Below are 25,664 nucleotides of genomic sequence, written 5' to 3'. Positions count from 1 at the left end.
GGGGAACTCTGCAAAAGGGTTCCCCGCTATAATTTAGAAAGATGCAAGACCTCGATCCCCGCAAGCAGTCCCTGCTCCGCGCTATCGTGATCGAGTATGTGAGGGGCGCCGAGCCCGTCGGCTCCGAGATGCTCACCCAAAAATACGATCTTGGCGTCAAGTCTGCAACAATCCGCAACGAACTCGCCGAGATGTCCGAACTCGGATTCCTGGAGCAACCTCATACATCCGCTGGTCGTGTACCATCGGATCGTGGCTACCGTTTCTACGTCGATCGCCTTGTAATCGCCAAAGATGTCGATGAGACGCGACAAAAGAACATCCGCGATGCATCGGATGAGACCGAGGCACTTACCGATCTTCTTCGGGACACCGTTAAAGTTTTGAGTCGGGCCACTCAGCAACTTGGCGTGGCTACGACAGTCCGCGACCTGGCAGTTACAGTTCGCACGGCTTTGATCTCTGCGTTAGGACCCACTCAGGCCCTACTGGTCGTGGCATTCAGCAACGGACACATCGAAAATCGGATGATTGAATGTCCCACAAACCTAACGCTAGAGGATGTAGGACGCGCTAATCAGGTGTTGCAACTGAATCTCATTGGAAGAGACCTGAAGACCTTGACGAAATCAAAAACACCTCCAAACACCGAGAACGCGCCTGCGGATAAGCTGACAACGACAATTTGGACCCAAGTCAGGGCGATCGCTCGCCAGCTCACCCGTGGCAAACTGATTACCGAGGGTGAAGAGTATCTCTTTGCGAAGCCAGAATTTCAACGGGATACCGGCGCACTTGCTGACCTTTTTCGGGAGCTTGATGAAACCGACATTCTATATGACGCAGTGAAGCCGCAAGCCGATGTGGTCACAATTGGGAAGGAGAACCGAGCCGAGCAACTTCATCGTTTCTCGGTGATTCGTAAGGCGTACCTGATCGGACCAAGTGAGGTCGGAGTAGTTGCGCTTGTCGGCCCAACGCGGATGGACTACGACGATAGCATTCCACTCGTCAATTTCACCGCTGACGCCCTCAGTCGATCACTCACGCGATTCTTTGGCTAGACGTGGTCCTGACCGACGCTGTTTAAGATGCTGATGCACCCCATGTACTCTCCCGTGTCGTCCTGAAGCGGAACTACTCTCAGAACCATGCTCGCAAACTCACCTGTGAGTCGCACTTCGCTTTCTTTGCCAGTTAGGGCCTCACAGTGAGCCTTTATCGCGGGGGCTTCTGGGTCTCGTGATTTGAAAATTTCGTAAACCGTCTTGCCCACTTCCCATTTCACGCCGAAGTGAGTGGACGGGAATTCGCCGTTTGCCAGGATGTTAATGACTAAATCCATGTCAGTCGCCCAGACGGTCGACTTAATCTGATCCATAGCGAGGTGGAACAATGCAAGTGCTGCTCGGAGTTCCACAACATGATGTTCACGCTCGGCGACCATCTCGAGCAAACTCCTTCGCTCAACATTCGCATCTCGAAGAGCCTTCTCCGCACGCTCTTTGATAATCCTCACAACGGTATCGGTCCGTCCGCTGCCACCTACTTTGAGGCGTATTCTAAGCCAGTAAGTGTTGACCGTTCCGACACTGATGTCTAGCCTATGGGCAATTGCATCATTCGTTAAGCCCTCAACGCATAGCTCCACGATCTCTTCTTCTCTGGGTGAGAGGTCTCTTTTTGCCATAAGTTCACCCTATCGCTTCGATCTGGATGACCATCATCCGCGCCGCTTCCGCCGAGAGCCGACCCTTCTCGGGAACTGCCCCAAGTCTTCCCGCAGCCAACCAATCCATATAGGCGTGAGCAAACCTGCGCCGATCCGGATCACGGATTGCCCTCGCAAAATGTAGTTGGGGTGAATCATTTGCAAGAATGGTTTTTGTGTTCATCTATCTCTCCTAGTAGCTAAAGAATTCCAGCCGTGCAATTCCTCTACTACATTGTGCGATAAATATCACTGATTTGAATGTCTGCTTGTTTACTGACACGAGCCTTAACCAGATTAGAGCATTAGTGGACAGCGAAAGGCGGACTTGCGGGTTGAACTCGCGGGATCACAACATGTAGGTTCAGGAAATTCCGAATGCTTAACCTAGCCCTCGCACTTACACTTGTCACTCTCCCTAACCACGCACCACTTGCGAAGGGGACCGCCGCTTCGTTCCCCTGGCTCTTCGCAAACGGAAACGTCACTTCTCGAACAATGACCAGCGAAGCCTCAGACGAGATACTCACGCGTGCTGGCTACAGCGCACTTTCTCAAGAGTCTGCCACGGCAACATGGAAACAAGCTGGGCTTCCAGCTCCTGATCCAGGCGTTTGGCCCACTTCAAACTCTCTTCGAACCTTCGGGAGAGCGGCGAAAGTTGACTGCGTTCTGTACGGAAAGGTCTCTTGGCGAACGAGAAGCATTTGGGTCAACACTGGACCAAAAACGATCTCTACCGCCACGGTCACTGCTTACGTTTATGACGTTTCCAAGGGTCGGGTTGTCTACACTCGATCCAAAGTCCAAGCCCGAAGCGACGAAAAACCAAGCGTCAACAAGATCGCAGAGGCGATCCTTTCGAGTCCACTGATGACCTCAAAGGGCGATGATTCGACCTCTCGAGAGCAGAGGGCTGTCCAACTCGCTCTGGCAATTGCCTATCGAGATTGGGTTCGCACCTCAACCCGCTAACCCCGTCTCAATGGACTCCTTGGCTTAAGCCAAAGAGTCCATGTTGGTCATCATGACCCGGGCAGTTTCGGTGGTGAGCCTCCCTTTGTCAGGCTGTCCGCCCGACTTTCCTCCAACGAGCCATCCGATGTAGCTCTCCGCAAATCGCTTCTTGTGCGGATCCTTGATCGACTTAATGTAGTTTTGTTGAATCTGAGAGCCCAAAGGGTTTGCCATGTATTCCGAGTCGCTACTGCAACGCTAACTCAAGCATTGCATATTGCGGCAAAGTGTTCATTTCTTCGCAGGTGTAGCAAGAAGCCGAATGAGTACCTCGTAAGTGACAGCATCAAGGCTTGCGTCGCCGGTGTTCGTCATGATGACGACGCCCACCTTGCGAGTGGGTGCTACTAGGATTTGAGTGGAAAATCCTCCTGTGCCCCCTGCGTGACTGTATGTCATTCCCGCAGTTGGCGAGAGCTTTCGGCCCCACAACAAACCAAGAGTCGTGAATGGAGCAGGAGAAATCATCCCATTTTGCTGATGCGACAGTCGAACTGCTTCAGAGCTGCCCTTAATGTTGAACTCGGCGTACTTCAACATATCAACCATGTCGGAACGAAGCGCACCCGCAGCTTCGATCCCACGAACATTCCAACGCATGCATCGGGTGAGATCAGCCCTATAGGCGGGCAGGTACCGATTCCATTGATCCCTGTTTAGCTCGAAAGCGGTGTTTTCCATCTTTGCCGGACCAGTAATGAACTTCTTCACCAACTGGTCATACGTCATCTGATACTTGGTTTCCAGGATGTGACCCAATAGCCCGACCGCTGCGTTCGAGTATTCAAAGGTTTTTCCCGGTTGTCTGCTAAGCTTTACCTTTTCTATAGACTCCAGCAGGAGTGCCCTGGAATACTTCCCCCACGGGTCGTTAAATAGGTTCTCATCCATGTTGGAAGGAGTTCCAGGTATCGCCGAAGTGTGATCTGCCAAGTGCCGAATCAGCACGGGAACTCCGTTGAATTCGACTCCCGAATACTCTTTTGGGAGATGCAAACGAATATCGTCATCAAGCGATAGCTTCTTGTCGACCACCGCCTGAGCGAGGAGAATTCCGGTGAATGTCTTGGTGATCGAGCCAATTTCGTAGATTGATGACTTTGCGGGGAGTTGCTTTCCCCCGACGAACTGTTCTCCGTAGTTGAAGAAAGCTTTTCCGTTCTCCATGACTCCGATCGACATTCCGGCGAACTGACCGGTTTGGGCATAACGGATGACCGCATCACGAACTGACTTGTCCCTCTGGTTTTTGGCCGGGTTATCGGTTAGCAGGTGCTCGGTGTTGTTCACAGTTTTCGGGAAGCGTTCGACCCCAAACCCAAAAAACCTTGTTGAGGAAGCCGCTCCGACCACAAGTTTGAACACCACGTCCGGTTTGCCTTCCTTGTGAGCGACCATCTCGTACTCTCGGATCTCTCCGATGTCGAGCCTAAGCTTTCCCCTACTGAGTGTTCCTAAGGAGTGTAATTGAGAAAGGAATGACGCGACCTCCATTGCCGGGATGCTTTTGAGAAAGCCCGGGTCCGCTAGGTCTCTAAAGCCCTTATAGTCTGATTTATTCAGACGATCCAGCATTTGGTCAACAAGTAAGTTTGCATCCGGTGTTGAGGCAACCTGTGCTGATGCCGATCTTGGGACGAAACAAAGCGTCGAGGCAAAAAACGTCAAGAGGACTGATTTGAGCATCCATGGTTCATACTGGCTCAGTCGAAATGCAGTTCCTCGAGTCGTCCGACTGAGTCAAATAGCCTAGACGGTAACCTATCTACATGATTCGTCCACCGTTAGTCTCTCCGGGGCAGCTACTCCGCGAACAGATGAAGGGAGGCATCGTCGTAATGCCTGGCGCGTTTAGCGCTCTGACCGCCCTCGCTGCCTACAAACAAGGCGCCAAGGCTGCCTATCTGAGCGGAGGGGCGATTACGAACAACCTTCTGGGGGTTCCAGATATTGCCCTCGCCAGCCTTAATGAGTTCGCTTCAACCGCCGCTCAGGCCTGTCAAGTAGCCCCGATTCCCATGATTGCCGACGCCGATACCGGCTTCGGAGAAACTTGGAACACGGTACGAACTGTCATCGAAATGGAGCGAGCCGGACTCGCCGGGATTCATCTGGAGGACCAAATCAGCCCGAAGCGATGCGGTCACTTAGATGGAAAAGCAGTTGTTCCGACCTCCCAAATGGTCAGCAAACTGAAGGCGGCTACGGAGGCAAAGCGAGACAGCAGTTTCATCATCATTGCGAGAACTGACGCCTACGGCGTTGAGGGGATCGAAGCCGCAATTGACAGGGCCAAGGCCTACACCCAGGCTGGAGCCGACGCGATTTTTCCGGAGGGTCTGACGACGGAACAAGAGTTCGAGCAGTTCCGAAAAGGCGTTGATGCGCCACTTCTTGCCAATATGACTGAGTTTGGAAAGACTCCCCTGATCACCGCGAAGGAATTTGAAAACCTTGGATACAACATGGTCATCTTCCCGGTCACCGCGTTGCGAGTCATGCTAAGGGCGGTCGAGGAGTTCTACAGCGAGCTTTTGGCAACTGGCACTCAAAGGGGCTGGATCGAAAAAATGCGAACTCGCCAGGAACTGTACAGTACCATCGACTACGCCGATTACACGGCTAAAGATGAGAGCTGGCAGTGAACTGGAATGAAGCGGGCTCTGCCCGAACTAACCCTCGCAAATCTCCCATGATTTCCTCCGTTGAACTACCAGTTCAACGCCAAAAACCTCTGAGTGGCATAGCTCTGCAGTTAACATGAACATGTCTCAAACAAGGGTGAGACTGCCCGCAACGGCATATTGATTGATTACACTGGAACTGACCAAAAACGGGTCCGGTGGGCTTGGAAGGATAGCGCGCTCGGCAATAGCCGGGCGCGTTTCATGTATGCTCATCCAAGTTCTGATGAGTGCCGACACCGAAGCCAGCATCCAGCCAGTCGCCCCAGACTCTGGCCCGAACCCGTGGAAGTACGTTCCGGTTCTCTACGTGCTACAAGCCATCCCGGTCGTTCTGATTCAGGATGTTTCAACGCTCTTCTATAAGGACTTTGGAATCCCTAATGAGGAAGTGGCGAAATGGACGTCCTTGCTGGCACTGCCTTGGGGTCTTCAGTTCTTGCTAGGACCGCTTGTTGATCTGAGTGCGGCAAAACGCAAGTGGGTGCTCGGCGGTCAGTTTGTCCTGACGATCCTGCTCGCGCTGCTACCATTTCTGCTTCTCCCGGCCGCAAAAGCGTTTTCAGTCTCTCTGATCTTTATGGCCGCAGCAGCATTCTGTTCTGCGCTGACGAATATTGCAACCGACGGTTTTTATCTTCTTGCCTTCACCAAAGAAATCCAGGCTCGTTTCGCTGGCATTCAAACAGCTTCATTCCGTGCGGGACGGCTTTTAGCGGCTGGTCTGGTTCCCTTTATTGCGGGACAGTTGATGTCCTTTAACAACGGAACAATCACGACGGGCGGACACCTCTACATCAAGAGCGCAACGGACGCTTACATCAAATCTGACAAAAAGACCAACGAAGGATCGAGTTACACGAAAGAGCTGAAGGTTCACGTTGACCAAGGAGAGCTGGTCGCCGCAGACGGCAAAAAGCTCCTCGGGGCAGACGAAAAGCCAATTGCGGTCGGCGGAGATGTCTCTCGTGTGCTGTTTTCGAACGGCGTGGTTTCCTTGGGAGAAAAGAAGTATCCCCTTGGGCTGTATCGACAAAGCTCCGCTCTAGCGGACCCGAATCCTGCGCGTGGAAATTGGGTTCCGGCGACCTATCCCTCAAGTGATCCCTCGGATACTTTTGAATCTGCCGGTCTGCAACGACGTTTAACCGCGCCAGTTGCATGGGCCATCTCGTTCTTTGGTGTCGCTCTTCTTTACGGGGTGTTGGCTCTTTTCTCGCGCAAGTCCCTTCCTTTTCCTGCCGCGGATACCGAACCATCTGAACAGCAGCGCTTGGAATTCAAGCCTAACCTTGCTAGGACCTTCACGATCCTGGGACTCTATGGGACCTCCTACTTCGCCCTCAGTTCGCTACTGCGAATCAGCCTACACCTCTTCGCTGGCGACCAGGAAAAGTGGAAGGGGTGGGTCCTCAAGTCTCCCGCGGAATTTGTGCACATGCAGTCGGGCCTCACGGGCCTGAATGGCGAAATTGTCCAGCTTTTCATCTGCGCACCTCTCACCGGATTCCTCTATCTTCTGATACGAAGGCTGCTGGTCGGTTCAGAAATGGGAGCTTCGCTCGCAACCTTCTTCCGTCAAAGCGGAATCTGGGCGATTGTCGCCTTCATGTTCTTCTACCGTTTCGCTGAGGCAATGGTAAATAAAGCTGTACCGCTATTCCTCAAGGACCCGTTGACTGGCGGAGGGCTGGCGTTTGACAACTCTCAAATCGGCCTTGTCAAAGGAACCGTTGGCATGATTGGAATCATCTGCGGCGGAATCATTGGTGGAATCCTCGTCAGCAAAATCGGCCTCAAGAAAGGCTTCTGGACGATCGCGATCCTCATGCATCTGCCGATCACGCTTTATCTTGTAGCCGCGATCATGCAACCAACCAGTATGTTGGTCATTTCGGTGATAGAATTCGCCGATCAATTTGGCTACGGGCTCGGCTACGCTGGCTATTCGGTCTACCTGATGCGCGTCGCCCAGCGGGGCAACTATCCAACCGCCCACTATGCGATCGGAACCGGAATCGGCGGATCGATCATCGCTCTCGCCGGAATCTTGAGCGGCGTCTTGGTCGTGAACTTTGGCTACGTCACCACGTTCCTCCTGGCCCTTCTCTTCGGCATCCCCGGAGTCCTGACTCTACTGTTCATTCCGCACGATGACGAAGCTCCAGCAACTGCTTAGCGACGCGATCACCGACGGCACCTTTCCTGGCGCCGCCTATTTCGTTCGCAGAAACGGAATCATCGAAGAAGGCTATATCGGCAGACAGACTTACTGTCCGGACTCAAAGCCGGTAGACAAACACACCCTATGGGACCTTGCAAGCGTCAGCAAAGTAGTTTCCACAACCACGCTCACAATGCTTGCGGTTCAGAATAGCAAACTGGATCTCGACTGGCCCGTCGCAAAAATCATCCCTGAGTTCGGCGTCAACGACAAGCAAGGGATCACATTCCGGAACCTCATGGTCCACAACTCAGGGCTGATCGCGTTTCGGGCCTACTACAAAACCTGTCGAACCCGGGAAGAGGTTCTCAGGCAGATCTTCGACGAGAAACTGACCTATTTCACGGGCTCGAAAACAATCTACAGCGATCTCAGTATGATTCTCATGGATGAGGCACTGAATAGAGTGCTCGGCGGTTCACTCGATCAACTGTTCCGCAAACGCATCGCCGAGCCACTCGGCCTTCACCAAACGGGCTACTTTACTCTAGGAGTCCCGACAATGATCGGCCCAACCGATCGCCAGAACTGTGCCCCCACTGAGCGCACCGAAGACTGGCGAAAAACCATGCGCCGCCTCCGCCATGGCGACCTTGGTTCCATCAAGCTCTACGGAAACGACCCCGAGTTCATCCAAGCCGAAGTCCACGACCCGACCGCAACCGCCATGGGTGGCGTCGCTGGTCACGCCGGGCTCTTTGCCACACTTAAGGACCTCGCCCGCTTCACCGAGAACTATTGCGCGGCTAAACCGCTTGTGATTAACTCTAGTCTCAGAACCGATTTCACAAAACGACAAGCCTCCACAAGCACCCGAGCCCTTGGCTGGGACACGAAATCCGAAACCGGCTCTTCCGCCGGCACCAAGCTGGGCCCAACGACCTACGGCCACACCGGCTACACCGGAACCAGTATCTGGATTGATCCAGTCACCGGCAACTTTGGCTTGCTGTTAACGAATAGGGTGCATCCCACGTCGGATAACGTGAAACTACTGGGTTTTCGCGGCCGCTTCTACGACGCGGCATTCTAGAAGTTCCCATTTTAAGAAATTTTAGCGAAAAGCCTAAACAATTCTTAAACTCTTTGATATAATGCATGGACTTCGACCCTCGGGTCAAAGATTGATTCTCATGCGAAATCGTGCATTTACACTCATCGAGTTGCTGGTGGTCATCGCCATCATCGCAATCCTCGCAGCCATCCTCTTCCCCGTTTTTGCTCAAGCAAAAGATGCTGCTAAGAAGGCTTCGTCCATCTCCAACATCAAGCAAAACGCTACATCCACCATCATCTACACCACAGACGCTGATGACAACTTCCCCTCTGCCTTCTCGGTGGATGACGGAAGCCCAGCTGGTTACGGTCTTGCTGGTCAAGCCCTCTCGGTCGGCGGAGTTATTCCTGCTGGTTACTGGTGGGTCACCACACTTCCGGCTGGCGCAGACGATCCTTCATACGCCAACATCGACGGCCAAGGCGTACACAACTCAACCCAGCCATATCGAAAGAATTTCGACATGCTCCAGATGACTGGACTTCCAGTCGTTGATGTCTACGGTGGATCCGTTCCTTACGTGCGGACCCCAGCTCCGGCGAGCATGACCATGAACGGTCTTTTGAGTCTGTACAGCACAACTGCAGTCGCTTCCCCTTCACGAGTTCCTCTCTACTGGCCTGGTTCCGGTAAGCAGAACTTCAAAGGTGGGACCTTCCCAAGCCCGGCTCTCTTCTGCGGCAATACCGCTCCAAATCCTCAGGCATGCCGATTCAACGCGAGCGGCGCACCTCAGGCAGGTTCGGCTCTTCCGTCCAGCAACCGAGGAGATGCAATTGCAAACTTCGGAGCAGGTTTCAACCTGTACTCGGGTGGAATGATGTACTCGTACACGGACACGTCGGCAAAGTTCATTCGAAACAGCAGTGGCTTCACCAACAACACGCCAGGCTCGTTTGCCGCAAACGGTACCTTCGCGGCAGGACTTCGATGCCAGTCATCGACGACCTCACCGTTCTACCTGTCGTTCTTCCGACCTGACCTCGAGAACGTGGTCAACATGGTTAACAACGGCATTTGCCAATGAGACGCCTAAGCATCCTCGGATTCGTTTGGATGCTTGCCATCTCCCTCACCGGTTGCGGTGAGGGAGCTCCGGCGGGAACTCCGGCAGATCAAATGCCGAAGGCTCCCGCGCCAGGTGAAAAGGCTCCGAAAGGAGGCAAAGCAAACAATGCGATGCCACCAGTGGGACCTGATGGTGCTGCAGGAATTTAACAATTAAAACACAAAGAACGGTGATTGCTCGTATGTAATCACCGTTCTTCGCGTTTCCACTTGATTGAGTTAGCCCTTGGTGGGTGCCTTCCGAATAATGTTTAGTTTCGGATCGGAAGTATCGGCTCCGACTGACTTGAGATATTGCATCATCGCTTCGAACTTGTACATCTTTGCAATGTAGTAAGCGGAATATCCTTGCTTAGACTTTGCGTTAAGATCAGCTCCTTTGGACTTCAAGAACTTGACCATCTCGACGTCGTCGTTTCCGACAGCGATTAATGCTGCATTGTAGCCCCGAGCATTGACTTCATTAACCTTTGCTCCACTCTTGATCAGCTCCTCAACAATTGGAATCTTTCCCCTACCTGCCGCCAGCATCAGCGCGGTAGCTCCCGTCGATTTCTGAGGAGTATTTACGTCAGATCCTTCTTTGATCCGCTCCTTAATCACTTCGAGGTTTCCCGCCTCCGCGGCTTCTAGAAGTGTCAACTTCGGTTGTGGCTCGGCCTTCTGGCAACCCGCGACCACTACAAAACAAAGCAGGGCGAGAGAATTCTGTATTTTCATAGACGTATTCTACTTTACAAGGCTGGAGCCTGACCCACAAACGACTCGATGGTCATCGCCCCCAAGTCACCCTCTTCTCGGCTCCTTACTCCAACGGTACCTGCCTCGATATCCTTGTCCCCAAGAATCAGCATGTACGGAACCTTTTGCATTTGGTTGTCCCGAATCTTCTTACCAAGAGTCTCTCGTCGATCGTCGACTTCGCAGCGATAACCGTACTCGTCCCGAAGTTGGACAAATAGCTCATGAGCTTTCTCGTTGTGTCGATCCGCGATCGGCAGAATCGCAATCTGAACTGGGGAGAGCCAGAAGGGGAAGGCACCGGCGTATTGCTCGGTCAGCAACCCAATCATGCGTTCAAGTGATCCAAACGGGGCTCGGTGTATCATGATCGGCCGGTGCGGCTTGCTATCCTCACCGATGTACTCAAGTTCGAACCGCTCTGGCAAGTTGTAATCCACTTGAACAGTTCCCATCTGCCAATCACGACCCAGCGCGTCTTTGATGACAATATCCAGCTTTGGACCGTAAAACGCTGCGTCGCCAGGCGAAACTTCATACTCTAGCCCTTTCACGCGGCACGCCTCGAAAATCGCGTTGGTCGCAAGCTCCCAGTTTTCGTCGTGGCCGATGTATTTATCCGACGCCGGATCCTTCGTGCCCACACGGGCTCTGAACGAGGTCAGTCCGAGCTTTCCAAGAACTGTTTGAATCAGGTCCACAACTAAGGTGAATTCCTCAACAAGCTGGTCTGGTCGAACAAAGAGGTGAGCATCGTCCTGGGTAAACCCACGAGCACGCATAATCCCCGCAACCTCTCCGCTCTGCTCATATCGGTAAACCGTCCCCATCTCCGCCAATCGAACCGGAAGATCGCGATATGATCGGAGTGAAGAGCGATAAATCTCGATATGGAACGGACAGTTCATCGGCTTGAGAATGAAGGTCTCCTTCTCATCGTCCGTCATGAACGGGAACATCTTGTCCTTGTAAGCAATCGTGTGTCCGCTCACGTCCCAGAGTTTGGAGTTTCCTAGGTGCGGAGTCACGACCGGCTGGTAGCCTCGGCGCATTTGCTCCTTGTTCAGGAAGTCAATCATCGTCATGCGAAGCTGAGCACCCTTTGGCAGCCAAAGCGGCAACCCGACACCGACTCTTGGCGAGAACATGAACAGCCCCAACTCGCGACCCAAAACTCGGTGGTCGCGCCGCTTGGCCTCCTCAATCATCTCCAGATGTGCCTCAAGCTCTTCCTTGGTTTCAAACGCCGTTCCGTAGATTCGCGTGAGCTGCTTGTTCTTGACATCGCCGCGCCAATATGCCCCGGCGATCGACATTAACTTGAACGCTTTGATTTCCTTGGTCGAATCAACGTGGGGCCCCCGGCACAAGTCCAAAAAGCGATGTTGAACGCCCTCGCGATCAGTCCGTTGCTGGTTGTAGAAGCTGATCTTCTCGCCCGCCGGAACCGCATCTAGAAGTTGCAACTTGTACTCCGCAACCTCCTCACCCATGCACGGAATGGAAGAATCGAGAATCAATGCCCGAGCTTCCTCACGCGAGACCTCTGATCGCTCGATTCGCTGGTCGAGCTTCGCCAGCTCCTTCATCTTCGCTTCCAGAGCAGGCAGATCTTCTTCTCGCAACGGAGACGGAAAGTCGATGTCGTAGTAAAAGCCGTATTCTATCGGTGGGCCGATCGAGAGTTTTGCGCCGGGGTAAAGCTCAGTAACCGCCTGAGCAAGCAGGTGGGCGGCGGAGTGCCGCAAGCGATAAAGATAGGAATCTTCGTAACGTTCTGCCATGAGAAAAACCTCCCTGACCAAGGGATTGATGCTGTGAACAAATATTTTAGCCCAAATGGCCCAAGGGGACACTTCAAACAAGGAACATAATGATGTGTTGGCCCTTCAAAGGATTTGAGAATGAGAGTTGCATGGATCGCCGGACTCGCCCTGATCGCATCAGGTGCATTTTCCCAAATGCCGCGAGTGATGACCGACCTTGAGTGTCGAAGCCAGCTCACCGACGCACTCAACAACATGCATCTTCCGGATTCCACGAATCCAATGGCGTACTCGTACGTCGCTCGGATCGATACCGCAGAGAGGATCGGAACGAACGTAACCAACTACATCGGGGTTCTTCGACTGTATGATGACGCAAGTGCCTCAGGTGAACTCGCCAAAGCCGAACTGACTACCTACCGAGGCGTGACTCTCATGCAAAGAATCGTCGCTGATGGACGGCGCGTCTGGGCGTACGATCCAACTCGAAACGAATACAGCGTCGCCCAATACGACACTGAGCGAAACCCCCGAAATGTCGACTACCGCAAGGACTTTGTCAACGCACTCCGGGAGCCCATTCAGGGCGTTCCGGCAACGCTCATCAACCTAGCCATGCAGTCGGGAATGAGCGGAAACGTCGGGTCAAGAGACTGGCTACCCGGTTTTGCTTTCCAAGGCGAAGAGTCGCCCGCCGGTGACACCCAGGTCATTTGGCAAGCCCTTCCCGATAACAGTCGATACGCTCGATTCGATCTAGTTCAGGACTCCAACGGGTTCTGGCAACTCGATTCGGCTCGAATTTTTAAGTGAGAGACCGTAGGTTCGCAGGTGCGAGAAGTTGATACTACAGTGAGCTTTCCGCTTGATACGTTTGGAAATCGGTTGACGCAATCAATCAACAGTATTGAGTTCTCATTCCGGCCTCCAGCTTCTGCTCGCGTGCTCAGCAGCCCTCGCCCGTTAAAGTTCTAACGGATCGCCACAGCGTGGAGACTTCGTCCCACACTTCCTCGGTCGGAGGCCCGATCACGATGATCCTGGCGGTCCCGGAATCGATGATCGAACAAAAAGCCCTGGATCGATCAGATTCGCTGAGTATTTTTGAGCCAAGGTCATCGAACCGAATTCTGGTGTGCCTCGATGGAGGTCGCAAACACAACGCTTCGCTAGCGAGAGATGCTGGCATTATCTCGATTGCCTCTCCCGGAAAATCCTCTTCGAATAGTCTCCACCAGATTTCAACTTCGCGTCCCGATTCCAAAGATGCGGAGCCGATTACAGGCAAGGTCTCTTGCGCAAATGGAGTCAGTACGGGCCCACGAGAGACGATCGGAGTGTAGGATTCACGCCAAAGCATTACTTCTTGGCGACCGCATTGAGAGCTGCCCTTATCGCGGCGTAGTCGTCGGTTGGTACCCCTTGCTCGTAAGCAACGGTGTTATGGTCTGAGTCAACCACAACGATAACAGGAATGGCACTCACATCCACGGACCGCGTTATAGTTCCGGTGGTGTCTGCAATTACGTCGAGGTCGTGTGGTGTAGCTGCTTCAAACTTTCTCACCGCTGCCATTCCATCTTGGGCCAAGGCAATAAATGCAATTCCCTTTGATTCGTACTCCTTTTTCAAATCTTCAATTTTCGGGGCAACCATTCGACATGGGCCGCACCATGTAGCCCAGATGTAGATCAACGCCGGCTTTCCTGCGTACTCCTTCGAGAAGGTAACATCCCCACCTGGCTTGAGCGGCGAAGCTTTGAAATCGACGTTCGCTCCCCGCTCCGGACTGCAGCCAGCAATGAGCAACGCCAAGACCAACGGCGCGTAGAATTTCATGAGTCCAGTTTACCGATGACCACGACACCCAAGCCCGCCGAAAACCTCGCTAAGGCGCTCTGGGAACTCAGTTGGCCAGTGGTGACGCTTAACTTGCTCGGAGTCATCAACTCCCTTCTGGACAGATTCTTCATCGGCACTCTCCCCCGGGCCGCTCTGACTGCACACGGTGCCGCCGTCAGCGTGATCTTCATGCTGTTCTCCCTCGCCTTTTCTGTGGGAATCGGAGCCGGAGCAATCATCAGCCGAGCCTACGGTGCGCGAGAGTTCGAAGAAGTCCAGGTTGGAGCTGATCAAGCAGTGAGAGTTTCGGTGTACGTCGGGCTTGTCCTGGGGCTGATCTCGGCAATCACCGCTCCGATGGCTGCACATATCATCTTGCCTGAAACCTCGCTCGACGCGAAACGGATGATGATTCAGTTTCTTCTGGCTTACTCAGTGGGGTTGCCGGCCATGTGCGTGAACCAGACACTGGCATCCGCACTGAGGAGCATCGGAAATTCGGTCGCCCCCATGGTCCTCACTGGACTCCAAGTACCGATCCACATCGGTTTGAATTACCTCTTAGTCTACTATCTCAATATGGGGCTGCTAGGAGCTGGAATCGCGTTGAGTTCTAGCGTCATCTTTTCCTTGTTCTTCTACATCTGGTATGCCCGCCACTCAGTCCTCAAGGCGCACATTTCGTTCAAACCACCAAGCCTTGACTGGCTTAAGCGCATCCTCAAGATTTCCATCCCGTCAGGCTTCCAGGCGATCCTTCGCACTCTATCGTTGCTCGTTTTTACCGTAGTACTGAGCAGCCTTTCCAATGGGGAGGCGGCTATCGCCGCCATGACAACTGGTTTCGCCATCGAGATGATGATGTTTGCTCCAGCATTCGGCATTAGCGCGGCCGTTTCATCACTCGTCGGACAGTCGCTCGGAGCGAAAGACCCGGCGCGGGCAGAGTCGATTGGCTGGATTGGCGGAATTGTTTCCTTTACAATCGCGGCTCTCCTGGCCGCGCCTATCTATTTCGCTGTTCCGTCCTTTGCACACATGTTGGTTGGCAGCAAGCCGGATGTACAGGTGGAGCTTGTCTCTATCGTTCGATTCTTGTGCATCACAGAACCCCTGTTCTGCCTTGCCATGGTGTTGAACGGTGGTCTCCAAGGTGCCGGCGAGACAAAGCACCCTCTTTGGATCAGTATCATTGCACTCTGGTTCATGCGCGTCCCATTGGCAACGATTCTCGCCCTTTCCGCAGGTTCTCCCCTTCTTCTGAGTCTTAAGCTCCCGATCGGTCTGGCGCTAGGAGCAAAGGGCGCTTGGATTTCCATGTCGGTAACCCAGGGAATTCAAGGCGTTCTGTGTGGTTTCTCGTGGCGCAATGGACACTGGAAAACCGTCAAGGTCTAATTCTGTTTGTTCGCTTAGCGTCCTCGGTCATCAGTCGGTTGTGAATGAGCTCCTCTCGAAAGCCGTTAAAAATGCAAATCGCCCGAATTCCGTGAATCTGTACGACCTGCATCGCCGTCTCTTTCCTCAAGGGATTCATTTTTCCGTCGCGACATCGACCAAGGTCAGCGTCAAACCGGGGACAATCTTGACATTCCATTGATTCAGAGTTCCATTATGCTTCCGCTCGTCGTCGCAACCGCACTTATTCAGACGCAAAAACCGTCACTCCCGACTCTCAAAGTAGAAGGGAAAAAGATCAGCGTTGAAGTTGATGGCAAAGCGTACGCCTTTGACGCTGATACAGACCCGACCTCCGAGAAAGTTGTTCCCCATATCGCTTTCCGCCGAGACCAACGCTGGGCAGTTTGGGATGATCGCGGGCTCACAGTCCGTGATGGCAAAGACGCTGTGACCACAAAGCTTGGAGAAATTGCCGTTTCTCCCCGAGCTTTCTCACGAGACGAGATCCTTAAGACCCTTGATCTATTCAAGACCAACAAGCGCAAGAAAAACTCGGATGCACTCAGCGGCTCGCTCAGACTAGGCTCCAAATGCTATTTTCTACCGCGTTGGACCGACGCCGACGGCAAAACATGGCTCGAAGCTTTGATTGAGGTCGACCTCGCACAGCCAAACCCTCGACCCAAATTCTTGGGCCGCTTTAAAGGATTCACTTCTGCCCTCAAAAACATTGATGACCGCCTATTTCTTGTTCGAGATCGGCTTTCTGTCGTGTCCGCTGATGGCGGGACATGGGGACTCGGAAGTTTTTCGGATAACAACGGCACATTCGAGTTCTCGCCCCTCGGCACAAATCTGATCAGTTACTTCCGAGGTGGCTACTTCTTGGAGTCGACCAGCTACAACACTTACATCGTCGGCCAAATCGACCTCGGCTCGGGTCTGAGAAAGAACCTCTTTGAAACTCGGTCCAAGTCGGTGGACCTCAAGGACGGCAGTTCTGTCGCCGTAGTCCGTCAGAAGGGTTCGACAGTGGTCAAGAACCTTAAGACTGGCGGACAGATCACGACGGACGGTAACGCGTATGTCGCCCCCATCGACAAATATGTGCTTGTATGGACCAAGGATCAGCGCACAAGCGCTTACCTATACGAGCCTGTTCGATGGACCGCCGTCGCGACAGCTACCAACTAGGCTGCAATCCGAGAGGAAGCTGCCATGAGGCCTTGGGCCTTCGCTGTCAGTTCTACTGCTCCTTTGCCGTCGACGGGTGAAATTGCTTCGCCAATCAACGTCTGAATCGCACCGGTTGAGCCATATCGACCGGAAACCCAGTCCATCAACCGATTGTGCAACCGGTCCTTCACTAGCTGAATGTTCTTTCCGCCACTGGGAAGGATGATCGCAAATCCGGTCGAGCCATATCTTGCCACCACGTCAAGCCGTCGCACATTATCTCGGAAGAACTCGGCGGCGTCCGCCAAGAAATCCAAAACCGATTGCTCCCCATAAAACTTTCGCAGCCCCTCCAAGCCTTGGAAGTCCACGAGCATCAATGCGACGACAGTCTTTTCGAACGACGCCCGATGAAGTTCTTCTTCAAGCCGAGTCTTGAAATACGCCTCAGTGTACGCACCACTAGCTGCATCAATCACATCCGCCCCTCCGGAAGTCTCCTGCCTTCGAAGCATCCGATCCTTGGTTTCCTCGGTTGTCAAAATCTTACGCAACTTCGAAAGGCTCTGCCGAAGGATGTGCGAAACATAGTTGCACGAGATGTCAAGTTTCGAAGCGATCTCGGTCTGATTCATCGCGTCAAAGTGGAACATTGTCAGAACTTGCTTCTCAAGGTCTCGTAGCTGACCCATCGCCGCTTCTAGAACGACGCGATCCTCAACTGACAGCTGCTCAGGCGAAAACGCCGCGGCATCGATCTTGTCGATTTCGCTCTCGCTGTCATCTTCCGGGTTGTTCATAGAGTCCAGCGAACCTACTCGAAGCAGGTCCTGAGTGACAATCACTTCATGCACCGAGCTCTCGCTGATGCCAATCGCATCCGCGATCTCTCGCTCAGTCGGCACTCGATTCAATTCTGTCTGCAAAGCAGCGGCTGCGCGGTTGACTTTGTGACGTAGCTCTTGGAGCCAAGCTGGCTGACGGATCGTCTGCGACTTATCGCGCAGATAATGCTTGATCTCTCCCGCCACCAGATAGGTTGCATAAGTGTTAAACCGAACTCCCGCAGTTGGATCAAACTTGCCCAAGGCGTTCAGCAAGCCAATGTAGCCCACCTGTACCAAATCCTCGAACGCCTCGATGCCCGAAAACTTGCGCGCCGTCCGCTCGACCAATCCGGTGTAAGTCACCATAATCAGGTCTTTGAGCTCCGGCCGAGGGTGCTCCAGGTAACGGAGTACCAGCTCTTCGGCGTCGTTGTTCAGTTGGTTTGGTTGCATATCCTTCCTTGAATCTTTAGGTCGAGGCACATCCTGTGCGTTTTTCACTTAATCTGGTTGACAATTCCGAACATCGGAACCATGATCGAGATGGCGATAAAGCCAACGACGCCACCGAGGAACATGATCAGCAGCGGCTCGATCAACGAAGTGAGTCCCTTAACCGCTGACTCAACTTCCATATCGTAAAAATCGCCAACCTTGACCAACATCTCCGGCAAACGACCCGTTTCCTCACCAACGTCGATCATGGTAGTGACCAGGGTTGGGAACAGGTTGCAGGCGGTCAGAGGAACCGAGAGCTTGTTTCCTTCTCGAAGGCTAGAGCGCGTACCCTCGACGGCCTTGCACAGAACTTCATTGCCAAGAGTCTCACCAACAATTTCAAGCGAGCGAATCATCGGAACACCCGAGTTAAGCAGTGTTCCAAAGGTTCGTGCAAACCGTGCAACGCTCATCTTCAGAGTCAACTCGCCAACAATAGGCAACCTCAGCTTCCAATAGTCAACTCGGTATCGTCCAGCGTCCGTCTTTGCCCACTTCTTGAAAACAACGAAACCCACACCGCCGGCAGCGACAATCAAGAGCCAGTAGGCTTGCATGAAGTCACCCATCGCAAAGAGGGTTCTGGTGATGAACGGCATCTCAACGTTCATGCCACTAAAGATCTCTTTGAATTTCGGAAGCACGAAGGTGAACATCGCGAACAACATCACCTGCGAAGCGATCAGAACGAGCACAGGGTAAGTCATGGCGCTCTTAATCTTCCCTTTCACCTCAGCTTCGTACTCTAGGAAGCCAGCCAATCGGTCCAAGATGACATCAAGGATTCCACCAAGTTCAGCCGCCTTGATCATGTTGATGTAGAGCTTATTGAAGACTTGAGGGTGCTTCGCCAGTGCCTCATTGAGTGTGATTCCGCCCTTAACGTCCACGGTAATCACTTCAATGGCTTCTTTGAGAATTGGATCTTTACACTGTCCCTGAAGAATTTCGAGACATCGAAGAATCGGGATACCCGCGTCGATCATCGTTGCAAACTGACGTGAGAAGAGAACGAGCGACTTCGGCTTTAGCTTCCCTTTGCCAATTGTCTTCTTTGATGCAACCTTTGCAATCTTGATCTCAGTGATATGGAGAGACTGCTCACGAAGTTTGGCCGCGACTGCCAGTTCACTTTCACCGTCAATGGTCGACGATACATTTCTTCCCGTCGCGGGTTCAATGGCTTTATAAGCGTATAGCGGCATGATAACTCTCCAGTTCCACGCCCCATGACAAATGCCAGGGACACGGCTACATACAGAGTTATTGGTTACTGCCCAGTCTAAATCTCAGGGCATTTTCGAGGCATTTCTGAACCTAAATCGGGTGCCTCAGAAGCCACTTTAGGTTTAGTGCCGTCAAACCTAAAGTGACTCTACTTCGCGTCTCAGACGTGAGGCGCTGGAGGTGGCACAACCACTTCATCGCCCTGCTTCTTCTTGCCCAATGAAGGCGGAATCGGCACGTTCGTCGTCTCCGCAGCATTGACAAACGACTGGAACAACTGATCGCTCACGTCTCGGTAAGCACCTGCCCCACTCGGAACAAAGATCACCTTCGCCTTATCGCCCTGAGCGATATCTCGCATAGCGTCAAAATACTGGTTGATCAAAACCAAGTTCATCAACGTCTGTGGATCGGCACTGGGCATCGCCCCGCGTAAACTATCGACCGAAACTGAAAGCCCCTTCACAATCGCTTCGCGTTGAGCGGCGATACCTTCACCCTGCAACCTCTTCGCTTCCGCCTCTGCCTCAGCATGAAGAACAGTTCGAAGCTTCTGAGCCTCGCCCTGGTTCTTAGCCGCAGTCTTCTCATTCTCTGAAGCAACAACTCGGTTCATTGCGGTGACAACTTCGTCAGCCGGACGAACTTCGTTTACTAGCGCGTTACGGATCAAGAATCCGAACTCCGCCATCGAGAGCGAAAGTTGCTCGTTAACGGCAGTGCCAATCGTATCCTGATGTTCAAAAACATCCCTAAGTTGCATCTTTGCGACCTCGCCTCTTACGACGTTCAAAACAAAGGCACTGATCTGCTGTTCTGGCGATTGGAGCTTGTAGAACGCATCAGAAGCTCGTTCCGGAATGACCGAGTACTGCACTCGTAAGATCATCGTGACAAACGTGTTATCGCTCGTCTTAAACTGACCGGGAATATCAAGCTCTCGAATCTGAAGCGATAGCTTGCCAGCCACCATATCCAAGAACGGAATCTTGAAGTTCAAGCCCGCCCGCGCAACCCGAGAGAATTTCCCGAATCGCTGGATGATAAAGGCGTGCTGCTGCCCGACCACGAAAACCCCGCTGAAAAACACGAAGAGTCCAAAGAGACCGAAGCAGAGCAATCCTACAATGGCCCCGCCCGCATTTTCCGCTTGCGCTAGAAACAAGTTCATCATCAATAGATACGGATCACCCAGCACATTAGATTCATTTCGCACCGCTCAAGACCCTACACACAAGACTCAAGACACCCATCCATGCCAAACTATCGGCGGATGCGAATCTTAGTCGTCGGAAGCGGAGGTCGCGAGCATGCCCTTTGCTGGAAGCTCGCCCAAGAGGCGGAGGTCATCTGTGCCCCTGGCAACGCAGGTATCGCCGAAGAAGTTGAGTGCGTCAACATCCCTACAAACGACTTCCACTCGCTCCTCAACCTGATAAAGGCGCGAGAGATCGACCTGGTAATGGTTGGCCCGGAAGACCCCCTGGTCGCCGGCCTTGCCGACGCCGTTCGGGAAGCAGGGATCCTCTGCTTCGGCCCCGGCAGAGCCGGAGCCCAGCTCGAAGGCTCAAAAGCCTTCTGCAAAGCCATGATGCAAAGAGCCGGAGTGCCAACCGCCGAGTATCAAGTCTTCGTTGATGCAGAAGCCGCTAAGGCATACGCTAAGACAAAGTACACCACGGGCTCAAAACTCGCCATAAAAGCCAGCGGAAACGCCCTCGGCAAAGGCGTCATCGTCGCCGAAACCCTCGCCGAAGCCGAAGAAGGAATCGACGCCCTCAAAGCCCTTGGTGAAGCCGGAAAGACGCTGGTATTAGAAGAGAAGCTAGAAGGCAAAGAGTTCAGCCTCCTCACAATCACCAACGGCATAGAAATCTATTCCCTCCCCGTCGCTCAAGACTATAAACGCATTCACGACCAAGACCAAGGCCCGAACACCGGAGGAATGGGCACCTTCTCCCCGGTTGACTGGGTCACCGCCGAAATCATCGAGCAAACCGAGCGCGAAACCGTCTTGCCAATCCTCCAAACCCTTCGCGAGGACGGAATCGAGTACCGAGGAGTTCTCTTCTCAGGATTGATGCAAACCGCGAAGGGTCCTATGTGCCTTGAATACAATGTCCGATTCGGTGACCCCGAAACCCAAAGCGTCCTGAGCCGCCTCGGCAACGGCTTCGCTGAGGCCCTCCGAGCCTGTGCCAGCGGCGAACCGATTCCCTCAATCGAAATCCTCAACAACGCAGCCGTCACCGTCGTAGCGGCCTCTGCTGGCTACCCTGGAGACTACGAAAAGGGCAAAGTCATCACAATAAATCCGCTTCTCGAAAACGTCAAAGTCTTCCACGCCGGAACCAAGCTCGAGAGCGGTGAACTCAAAACCAGTGGCGGCCGTGTCCTTGCCGCCACCGCCACCGCGCCTACCCAACAAGAAGCGCGAGCCAAAGCCTACGAGGCACTCGCAATGATTCATTTCGACGGAATGCAAGCAAGAACCGACATCGGAGCGTAGAACAAACCATGCTCACCCCTTACGACTGGCAAGAAGGCATGAACAACCGGGTGTCCTACATCCAAGGGCGCATCGAACGAGGCGCAGCCGTCCTCGCCGTCTCGCTCGACGCTGGAATCGTTATCTTCACATACCGCCGCCAGTCACCCAAGATTTTTGAGATCTACGACAAACTTGCATTCGCCGGCCTCGGACAACAATCCGACATCGAAGCCATCCGAACCGCCGCGATGGAGTTTGCCCACCGCGAGGGCTACAGCCGCAGCGAGCAAGACGTCACCATCCAACGCGTCGTCACCGCCGTCTCTGCACCCATCAAATCCGCCTTCAACGACTTCTCCTCAGCCCCAGCCCTCGCGATCTCCCTTTTCGCTGAGCTAGGAACAACGCCCGATAAGGATCAGTTCTATGTCATGGATTTCGACGGCGACTACCACCTCCACCGCCACACCGCTTCCCTGTCCGGCGCCGAACACCCCGTGCTAAACCTCCGAGAAGACATCCCGCTAGAAACAACCCCCGAGAAAGCCGCCCAGAAACTCGCAACTGTCTGGATGCAAGTCACCTCCAACAACGGCGAATCCGAAGTCTCGCTAGAAGGCCTCACGCCGGAAGTCCTGTTGATGGAGCGCAATTCCAAAAGAGAAAACGTGTTTAAAGCGATCGAACTATAATCAAAACTCCCTACTTGTTGGGGAGTCGGTAAGCGTTAGCGAACCGGTGGGGCTGCCGTAGTCTCTCACAAACCCCTGACCCCCAACTCCACATGATCCCCTTCGACGCCCTCTGCCTCGCCGCAATCGCCGACGAAATCAAAGCCATCCAAGGGGCAAAGGTCCAGGGTTTCCGGCAACCAAACCCGACCACCATCGTCATCGAACTCTACCATCGAGGGACCGCGCACCAGCTTCTCATAAGCTGCCACCCAGAGTTCTTCCGCGTCCACTTTGTCACCCAGCGCCCGCGCAACTCAGGAGAACCTCCCGTTTTCTGCGCAACACTCCGAGCCCGCCTCGATGGCAAGACCCTCGAAGCAATCACGATGAAGCACTCTGACCGTGTGCTCGTCCTCAGCTTCGGCGATCACACCCTCATCGCCGAGCTGATGGGCAAGCACTCTAATCTCATCCTCATCGACGAAGAAAACCGCATCCTCTCGGCGGCGAAATGGGTCCGAGACACACAATCATCGCGCCCCATTCTGCCCAACTCAACCTATCTCTGGCCCCCCGTTCTGGATCCCGAAAAGCCAGACCTAGCCGACTTCGAAAAACCACGCGTTCACTCCAAATACAAGCGCGCCGCCGAACCCTGGAACCCCGGACACAACCTCAAAGACGGAGCCTATCCGGTCTCCCTGGTCGATCACTTCCCTGCATGGCTCGACAAGCCTACCTTCTCCGCCGCCTGCGAACAGGCATACCGTGAGCGGATCAACGGCCACGAATTCAATACCGCCCAACGCTCGCTCATCGCCCAACTCGAAGCCGCCATCCTCGCTCGCGAAGTTGCCATCCAGGAGCTACACGAAGCAATCGAAATGGGTGGTCGCGCGGGCCAATGGCAACGCCAAGCCGAGCTCCTGATGGCCTATGCAGCAAACCTCCCATCAGGCTCGAACCGAACCATCCTTCCGGATTACGACGGGAGTCGACTCGAAATCAAACTCAACCCCGAACTCTCAGGCAAAGAAAACGCACTGAAACTCTTCGACAAGGCGAAGAAAGCAAAGGGCAGAATCGGAGTCCTCCAAGACCAACTCATCCGCCTCAAAGCGATCAAATACGACCTCGACGCCTACCTATTCAGGGCCCTGGACGCCACAACCAAAACAGAGATAGAACAAGCTCAAACCGAAATCAAAGAGCGACGACTGCTCCTCACCCAAACCCACCGGGCTCCCGACGGCAAACAGGTCAAGCCGTTCGACGGACAGCGCATCCGCGAGCTTGTCGGCCCCAAAAACCACCGAGTCCTCTACGGCGAAAACGCCGAGGCGAACGACTATCTCACCCTCCGGATCGCTAAAAGCAACGACTGGTGGCTCCACGTCCGAGGCCACACATCCGCCCACGTCCTCGTCCCCACCAGCAACAAACCCGAACTCACCCCCCGCGAAGTCCTCGAATTCGCCGCCAAAATCGCCGTCCAGAACTCAACCCAAAAACACGCCGGCTTCGTCGCCGTGGACTACACCCTCAAAAAATACGTCCGCCGAACCAAAGGCTCCCCCAAAGGCTCCGTCATCTACACCCACGAAAAAACCCTCCACGTCGAAGCCTAGTTGTTCGCCGACTATTAAGTCCGGGGTCTTCACAGGTGCAAGCCAACGATCGCGCTTTCAGGACCCATCGAAGCTCATTTCAAATCCAGCGGGTTAACACCAAGGTGAGTTTAGATCGCTGGTCAGTCACAACATCGCCCAGCGATCGAAAGTCCGATCAGAAGTGTAGAAGCACCCATTTTGAGAAACTCGTGAACGATTCTATCTTCTTGGATTGCGCTGGGAGCAAACTGTACCAAGAGTCTGGGGTCCTGAAGAAGTGAAGTTGAAGTTTGTGTGTCTGCTACTTTCCTCCGTTCTCGTGCAAGATTGCTGTGCGAGTATTCGCGAAGAACTCAAATATGCGATTGTGAAAAACACCATGGTGGCGGTTGAAGGCGATCTGATGTATTCAGTTTCTTTCGAGGAAGATTCACATTTGCCTGAATCTAGCTCGCTTCAAAAGCTTAGGTCGAATCCCGTTGATCTCTCGGAAGAGAAATTTGCAAAGTACAAAGAGAGGTTTGGAGTAGACGGCGTGATTGGAAGGGATATCGTGAAGAACACTGAGATTTTCATCGAACGCGCAACAAACTCGATTGTGTTTTCCGAAAACTCTCTTCTGGAGGATCGTTACAAGTTGCGGATGCCGATTCAGCAAGAGGAAGGTAAGTACTTCGCTATTGCCGAAAGAGCTGCTGGCAACGTTCGATTCCAAATGAGGGGTCTATTTTTAATGGGTGCCTCCAACAAAATTCTCCCAAACTATCCAAACGCGGTTGAAGCCTTCTGCAATTCCAACTTTGAATTTCCTGGACTGCCTAGATTTGCAGAGTGTTCGGTAGCCTCAAAAGAGATAGATGGACCAGAAAAATCAAACTTCGGTCTCAACCTTGTCGCAAACGATGAAGTAGTCATCTCACTGCGCAAGGGTTTGATTGGGATGTGGAACAACAGTAAGATCGCGGATGTCCGATATCTTTTGCTTGAGATATGCGGAATTCGATTCAGAGATATTGATGGAACGTTGGTTCTGCCCGATGACGATTCGTTCTCCGAAGCTCCAATTCCAACCGATGCTCGACTGGTAAAAGTTAACAGCCAGAGCTTTGAGGACTTCACTTCCGAAGTCGAAAAACCGCTCTCGGAAACCTACTTCTCAATTAAGCTCAAGACTTTCAAATTGAAGACCATCACACTCGAAAAGGATGGGAAAACGTGGGATATCAACATGAAGTCTAAAGATGATGGCGAGCTACTCGCCTGTCATGGCACACAAAAAAGGGGAGAACAAGCTGGGGCTTCCTCATGCCTCCATCGTTCCATCTTGCACGGTCTTCCTTTTTGCGGAGGCCTCCACAGTCGAACTCTCGAGGCAACGACCACAAGCAACCCGAAGAGGAACAAACTATGAGAATTCAATGTAAAAGACTAATCATCACCGGCTGGCAAATGGTTGGACTGATGTTAATTGCCTACCTGATGTCCGGAGTTGTCGCTTCACTAAAATCATCGATAGAATCCTCCAACGTTTGGTATTTGTCGATCCCGGCGTACACGCTAGTTTGGCTGCTTCTCTCGCTAGCGGCGAGCCACTGGCGTGGGCGGGGTAAGCAGAAGGGAATGGGGTGGCACTGTCAAGCGAAAAACCTC

At 53.3% G+C, this 25,664-nt stretch carries 27 protein-coding genes; 16 read left to right on the top strand and 11 right to left on the bottom strand.

Features of this window, described 5'->3' with window-relative positions; genetic code table 11:
* Positions 1–41 precede the first annotated feature (41 nt).
* On the top strand, positions 42–1,064 hold the full coding sequence (gene hrcA, locus WCK51_15550) for a heat-inducible transcriptional repressor HrcA (protein MEI7578303.1): 1,023 nt from the start codon (positions 42–44) through the stop codon (positions 1,062–1,064).
* On the opposite strand, the gene WCK51_15545 is transcribed toward hrcA, so the two are convergent.
* Positions 1,061–1,690: a LuxR C-terminal-related transcriptional regulator gene (locus WCK51_15545; GenBank protein MEI7578302.1), complete on the bottom strand. Its 630-nt coding sequence runs from the start codon at positions 1,688–1,690 to the stop codon at positions 1,061–1,063. The genes hrcA and WCK51_15545 overlap by 4 nt on opposite strands.
* Positions 1,691–1,694: 4 nt before the next feature.
* Positions 1,695–1,895 carry a hypothetical protein gene (locus WCK51_15540; GenBank protein MEI7578301.1) on the bottom strand — a complete coding sequence of 67 codons (201 nt, stop codon included), beginning with the start codon at positions 1,893–1,895 and terminating at the stop codon, positions 1,695–1,697.
* A gap of 194 nt (positions 1,896–2,089) precedes the next feature.
* Between WCK51_15540 and WCK51_15535 the strand changes: the two genes are divergently transcribed.
* Complete coding sequence (locus WCK51_15535; GenBank protein ID MEI7578300.1) at positions 2,090–2,686, top strand: hypothetical protein; 597 nt, start codon at positions 2,090–2,092, stop codon at positions 2,684–2,686.
* Between the two features lie 24 nt (positions 2,687–2,710).
* Here the strand turns inward: WCK51_15535 and WCK51_15530 are convergent, their stop codons facing one another.
* Positions 2,711–2,902 carry a hypothetical protein gene (locus WCK51_15530; GenBank protein ID MEI7578299.1) on the bottom strand — a complete coding sequence of 64 codons (192 nt, stop codon included), beginning with the start codon at positions 2,900–2,902 and terminating at the stop codon, positions 2,711–2,713.
* Positions 2,903–2,959: 57 nt separating this feature from the next.
* Positions 2,960–4,414, bottom strand: coding sequence for a serine hydrolase domain-containing protein (locus WCK51_15525; protein ID MEI7578298.1), 1,455 nt, complete (start codon positions 4,412–4,414; stop codon positions 2,960–2,962).
* A gap of 83 nt (positions 4,415–4,497) precedes the next feature.
* Between WCK51_15525 and prpB the strand changes: the two genes are divergently transcribed.
* The 5 genes from prpB to WCK51_15500 all read left to right on the top strand — a co-directional run bounded on the left by prpB (position 4,498) and on the right by WCK51_15500 (position 9,911).
* Positions 4,498–5,373, top strand: coding sequence for a methylisocitrate lyase (prpB, locus tag WCK51_15520; GenBank protein ID MEI7578297.1), 876 nt, complete (start codon positions 4,498–4,500; stop codon positions 5,371–5,373).
* 247 nt (positions 5,374–5,620) lie between these two features.
* Complete coding sequence (locus WCK51_15515) at positions 5,621–7,591, top strand: hypothetical protein (protein ID MEI7578296.1); 1,971 nt, start codon at positions 5,621–5,623, stop codon at positions 7,589–7,591.
* Positions 7,566–8,669 (top strand): serine hydrolase domain-containing protein, encoded by a 1,104-nt coding sequence (locus tag WCK51_15510; protein ID MEI7578295.1) that lies wholly within the window; start codon positions 7,566–7,568, stop codon positions 8,667–8,669. Before WCK51_15515 ends, WCK51_15510 begins: the two co-directional genes overlap by 26 nt.
* A gap of 100 nt (positions 8,670–8,769) precedes the next feature.
* Complete coding sequence (locus WCK51_15505) at positions 8,770–9,720, top strand: prepilin-type N-terminal cleavage/methylation domain-containing protein (GenBank protein MEI7578294.1); 951 nt, start codon at positions 8,770–8,772, stop codon at positions 9,718–9,720.
* Positions 9,717–9,911, top strand: coding sequence for a hypothetical protein (locus tag WCK51_15500; protein MEI7578293.1), 195 nt, complete (start codon positions 9,717–9,719; stop codon positions 9,909–9,911). The genes WCK51_15505 and WCK51_15500 overlap by 4 nt, the downstream gene beginning before the upstream one ends.
* Positions 9,912–9,980: 69 nt before the next feature.
* On the opposite strand, the gene WCK51_15495 is transcribed toward WCK51_15500, so the two are convergent.
* Both WCK51_15495 and thrS read right to left on the bottom strand, forming a co-directional pair.
* Positions 9,981–10,481, bottom strand: a complete 501-nt coding sequence (locus WCK51_15495; GenBank protein ID MEI7578292.1) for an ankyrin repeat domain-containing protein — start codon at positions 10,479–10,481, stop codon at positions 9,981–9,983.
* 14 nt (positions 10,482–10,495) lie between these two features.
* Positions 10,496–12,286: a threonine--tRNA ligase gene (gene thrS, locus WCK51_15490; protein MEI7578291.1), complete on the bottom strand. Its 1,791-nt coding sequence runs from the start codon at positions 12,284–12,286 to the stop codon at positions 10,496–10,498.
* Between the two features lie 120 nt (positions 12,287–12,406).
* Between thrS and WCK51_15485 the strand changes: the two genes are divergently transcribed.
* Together WCK51_15485 and WCK51_15480 are read left to right on the top strand one after the other, a co-directional pair.
* Positions 12,407–13,081: a hypothetical protein gene (locus WCK51_15485; GenBank protein MEI7578290.1), complete on the top strand. Its 675-nt coding sequence runs from the start codon at positions 12,407–12,409 to the stop codon at positions 13,079–13,081.
* Positions 13,082–13,302: 221 nt separating this feature from the next.
* Positions 13,303–13,611: a hypothetical protein gene (locus WCK51_15480; protein ID MEI7578289.1), complete on the top strand. Its 309-nt coding sequence runs from the start codon at positions 13,303–13,305 to the stop codon at positions 13,609–13,611.
* Positions 13,612–13,627: 16 nt separating this feature from the next.
* Here the strand turns inward: WCK51_15480 and WCK51_15475 are convergent, their stop codons facing one another.
* A complete protein-coding gene (locus tag WCK51_15475) occupies positions 13,628–14,107 on the bottom strand; it encodes a TlpA disulfide reductase family protein (GenBank protein ID MEI7578288.1) in 480 nt (159 codons plus the stop codon).
* Positions 14,108–14,122: 15 nt separating this feature from the next.
* Here WCK51_15475 and WCK51_15470 point away from each other — a divergent pair, with 15 nt between their 5' ends.
* Entirely contained in the window at positions 14,123–15,508 is a 1,386-nt protein-coding gene (locus WCK51_15470) for an MATE family efflux transporter (GenBank protein MEI7578287.1), read from the top strand.
* On the opposite strand, the gene WCK51_15465 is transcribed toward WCK51_15470, so the two are convergent.
* Positions 15,498–15,647, bottom strand: coding sequence for a hypothetical protein (locus tag WCK51_15465; GenBank protein MEI7578286.1), 150 nt, complete (start codon positions 15,645–15,647; stop codon positions 15,498–15,500). The genes WCK51_15470 and WCK51_15465 overlap by 11 nt on opposite strands.
* 77 nt (positions 15,648–15,724) lie before the next feature.
* On the opposite strand from WCK51_15465, the gene WCK51_15460 reads away from it, so the two are divergent.
* Positions 15,725–16,705 carry a hypothetical protein gene (locus tag WCK51_15460; protein MEI7578285.1) on the top strand — a complete coding sequence of 327 codons (981 nt, stop codon included), beginning with the start codon at positions 15,725–15,727 and terminating at the stop codon, positions 16,703–16,705.
* Here WCK51_15460 and WCK51_15455 read toward each other — a convergent pair.
* From WCK51_15455 to WCK51_15445, 3 genes are all read right to left on the bottom strand, one after another.
* A complete protein-coding gene (locus WCK51_15455) occupies positions 16,702–18,015 on the bottom strand; it encodes a sigma-70 family RNA polymerase sigma factor (protein ID MEI7578284.1) in 1,314 nt (437 codons plus the stop codon). The two genes, WCK51_15460 and WCK51_15455, sit on opposite strands and share 4 nt — an antisense overlap.
* On the bottom strand, positions 18,012–19,217 hold the full coding sequence (locus tag WCK51_15450) for a type II secretion system F family protein (GenBank protein ID MEI7578283.1): 1,206 nt from the start codon (positions 19,215–19,217) through the stop codon (positions 18,012–18,014). The genes WCK51_15455 and WCK51_15450 overlap by 4 nt, the downstream gene beginning before the upstream one ends.
* Positions 19,218–19,399: 182 nt before the next feature.
* Positions 19,400–20,455 (bottom strand): SPFH domain-containing protein, encoded by a 1,056-nt coding sequence (locus WCK51_15445; protein ID MEI7578282.1) that lies wholly within the window; start codon positions 20,453–20,455, stop codon positions 19,400–19,402.
* A 57-nt stretch (positions 20,456–20,512) separates the two neighbouring features.
* Between WCK51_15445 and purD the strand changes: the two genes are divergently transcribed.
* The 5 genes from purD to WCK51_15420 all read left to right on the top strand — a co-directional run.
* Positions 20,513–21,748: a phosphoribosylamine--glycine ligase gene (gene purD / locus WCK51_15440; protein ID MEI7578281.1), complete on the top strand. Its 1,236-nt coding sequence runs from the start codon at positions 20,513–20,515 to the stop codon at positions 21,746–21,748.
* A gap of 8 nt (positions 21,749–21,756) precedes the next feature.
* A complete protein-coding gene (locus WCK51_15435) occupies positions 21,757–22,422 on the top strand; it encodes a hypothetical protein (protein MEI7578280.1) in 666 nt (221 codons plus the stop codon).
* A gap of 92 nt (positions 22,423–22,514) precedes the next feature.
* On the top strand, positions 22,515–24,032 hold the full coding sequence (locus WCK51_15430; GenBank protein MEI7578279.1) for an NFACT family protein: 1,518 nt from the start codon (positions 22,515–22,517) through the stop codon (positions 24,030–24,032).
* Between the two features lie 259 nt (positions 24,033–24,291).
* Entirely contained in the window at positions 24,292–25,425 is a 1,134-nt protein-coding gene (locus WCK51_15425) for a hypothetical protein (GenBank protein ID MEI7578278.1), read from the top strand.
* 50 nt (positions 25,426–25,475) lie between these two features.
* Positions 25,476–25,664 (top strand): hypothetical protein (locus WCK51_15420; GenBank protein MEI7578277.1); only part of this gene is annotated, 189 nt, incomplete at its 3' end.

Source organism: Armatimonadota bacterium, assembly GCA_037138755.1.
In the GTDB taxonomy this organism is placed as follows: Bacteria; Armatimonadota; Fimbriimonadia; order Fimbriimonadales; family Fimbriimonadaceae; genus Fimbriimonas.
Note: the sequence above shows the minus strand (reverse complement) of the source record. Positions and strands in the feature narration are given on the sequence as shown.

Bases quoted from the DNA above. Each gene is read 5' to 3' on its own strand.
- hrcA (MEI7578303.1), top strand. From the start codon at position 42: ATGCAAGACCTCGATCCCCGCAAGCAGTCCCTGCTCCGCGCTATCGTG.
- WCK51_15545 (MEI7578302.1), bottom strand. From the start codon at position 1,690: ATGGCAAAAAGAGACCTCTCACCCAGAGAAGAAGAGATCGTGGAGCTA.
- WCK51_15540 (MEI7578301.1), bottom strand. From the start codon at position 1,895: ATGAACACAAAAACCATTCTTGCAAATGATTCACCCCAACTACATTTT.
- WCK51_15535 (MEI7578300.1), top strand. From the start codon at position 2,090: ATGCTTAACCTAGCCCTCGCACTTACACTTGTCACTCTCCCTAACCAC.
- WCK51_15530 (MEI7578299.1), bottom strand. From the start codon at position 2,902: ATGGCAAACCCTTTGGGCTCTCAGATTCAACAAAACTACATTAAGTCG.
- WCK51_15525 (MEI7578298.1), bottom strand. From the start codon at position 4,414: ATGCTCAAATCAGTCCTCTTGACGTTTTTTGCCTCGACGCTTTGTTTC.
- prpB (MEI7578297.1), top strand. From the start codon at position 4,498: ATGATTCGTCCACCGTTAGTCTCTCCGGGGCAGCTACTCCGCGAACAG.
- WCK51_15515 (MEI7578296.1), top strand. From the start codon at position 5,621: ATGCTCATCCAAGTTCTGATGAGTGCCGACACCGAAGCCAGCATCCAG.
- WCK51_15510 (MEI7578295.1), top strand. From the start codon at position 7,566: ATGACGAAGCTCCAGCAACTGCTTAGCGACGCGATCACCGACGGCACC.
- WCK51_15505 (MEI7578294.1), top strand. From the start codon at position 8,770: ATGCGAAATCGTGCATTTACACTCATCGAGTTGCTGGTGGTCATCGCC.
- WCK51_15500 (MEI7578293.1), top strand. From the start codon at position 9,717: ATGAGACGCCTAAGCATCCTCGGATTCGTTTGGATGCTTGCCATCTCC.
- WCK51_15495 (MEI7578292.1), bottom strand. From the start codon at position 10,481: ATGAAAATACAGAATTCTCTCGCCCTGCTTTGTTTTGTAGTGGTCGCG.
- thrS (MEI7578291.1), bottom strand. From the start codon at position 12,286: ATGGCAGAACGTTACGAAGATTCCTATCTTTATCGCTTGCGGCACTCC.
- WCK51_15485 (MEI7578290.1), top strand. From the start codon at position 12,407: ATGAGAGTTGCATGGATCGCCGGACTCGCCCTGATCGCATCAGGTGCA.
- WCK51_15480 (MEI7578289.1), top strand. From the start codon at position 13,303: ATGATCCTGGCGGTCCCGGAATCGATGATCGAACAAAAAGCCCTGGAT.
- WCK51_15475 (MEI7578288.1), bottom strand. From the start codon at position 14,107: ATGAAATTCTACGCGCCGTTGGTCTTGGCGTTGCTCATTGCTGGCTGC.
- WCK51_15470 (MEI7578287.1), top strand. From the start codon at position 14,123: ATGACCACGACACCCAAGCCCGCCGAAAACCTCGCTAAGGCGCTCTGG.
- WCK51_15465 (MEI7578286.1), bottom strand. From the start codon at position 15,647: ATGAATCCCTTGAGGAAAGAGACGGCGATGCAGGTCGTACAGATTCAC.
- WCK51_15460 (MEI7578285.1), top strand. From the start codon at position 15,725: ATGCTTCCGCTCGTCGTCGCAACCGCACTTATTCAGACGCAAAAACCG.
- WCK51_15450 (MEI7578283.1), bottom strand. From the start codon at position 19,217: ATGCCGCTATACGCTTATAAAGCCATTGAACCCGCGACGGGAAGAAAT.
- purD (MEI7578281.1), top strand. From the start codon at position 20,513: ATGCGAATCTTAGTCGTCGGAAGCGGAGGTCGCGAGCATGCCCTTTGC.
- WCK51_15435 (MEI7578280.1), top strand. From the start codon at position 21,757: ATGCTCACCCCTTACGACTGGCAAGAAGGCATGAACAACCGGGTGTCC.
- WCK51_15430 (MEI7578279.1), top strand. From the start codon at position 22,515: ATGATCCCCTTCGACGCCCTCTGCCTCGCCGCAATCGCCGACGAAATC.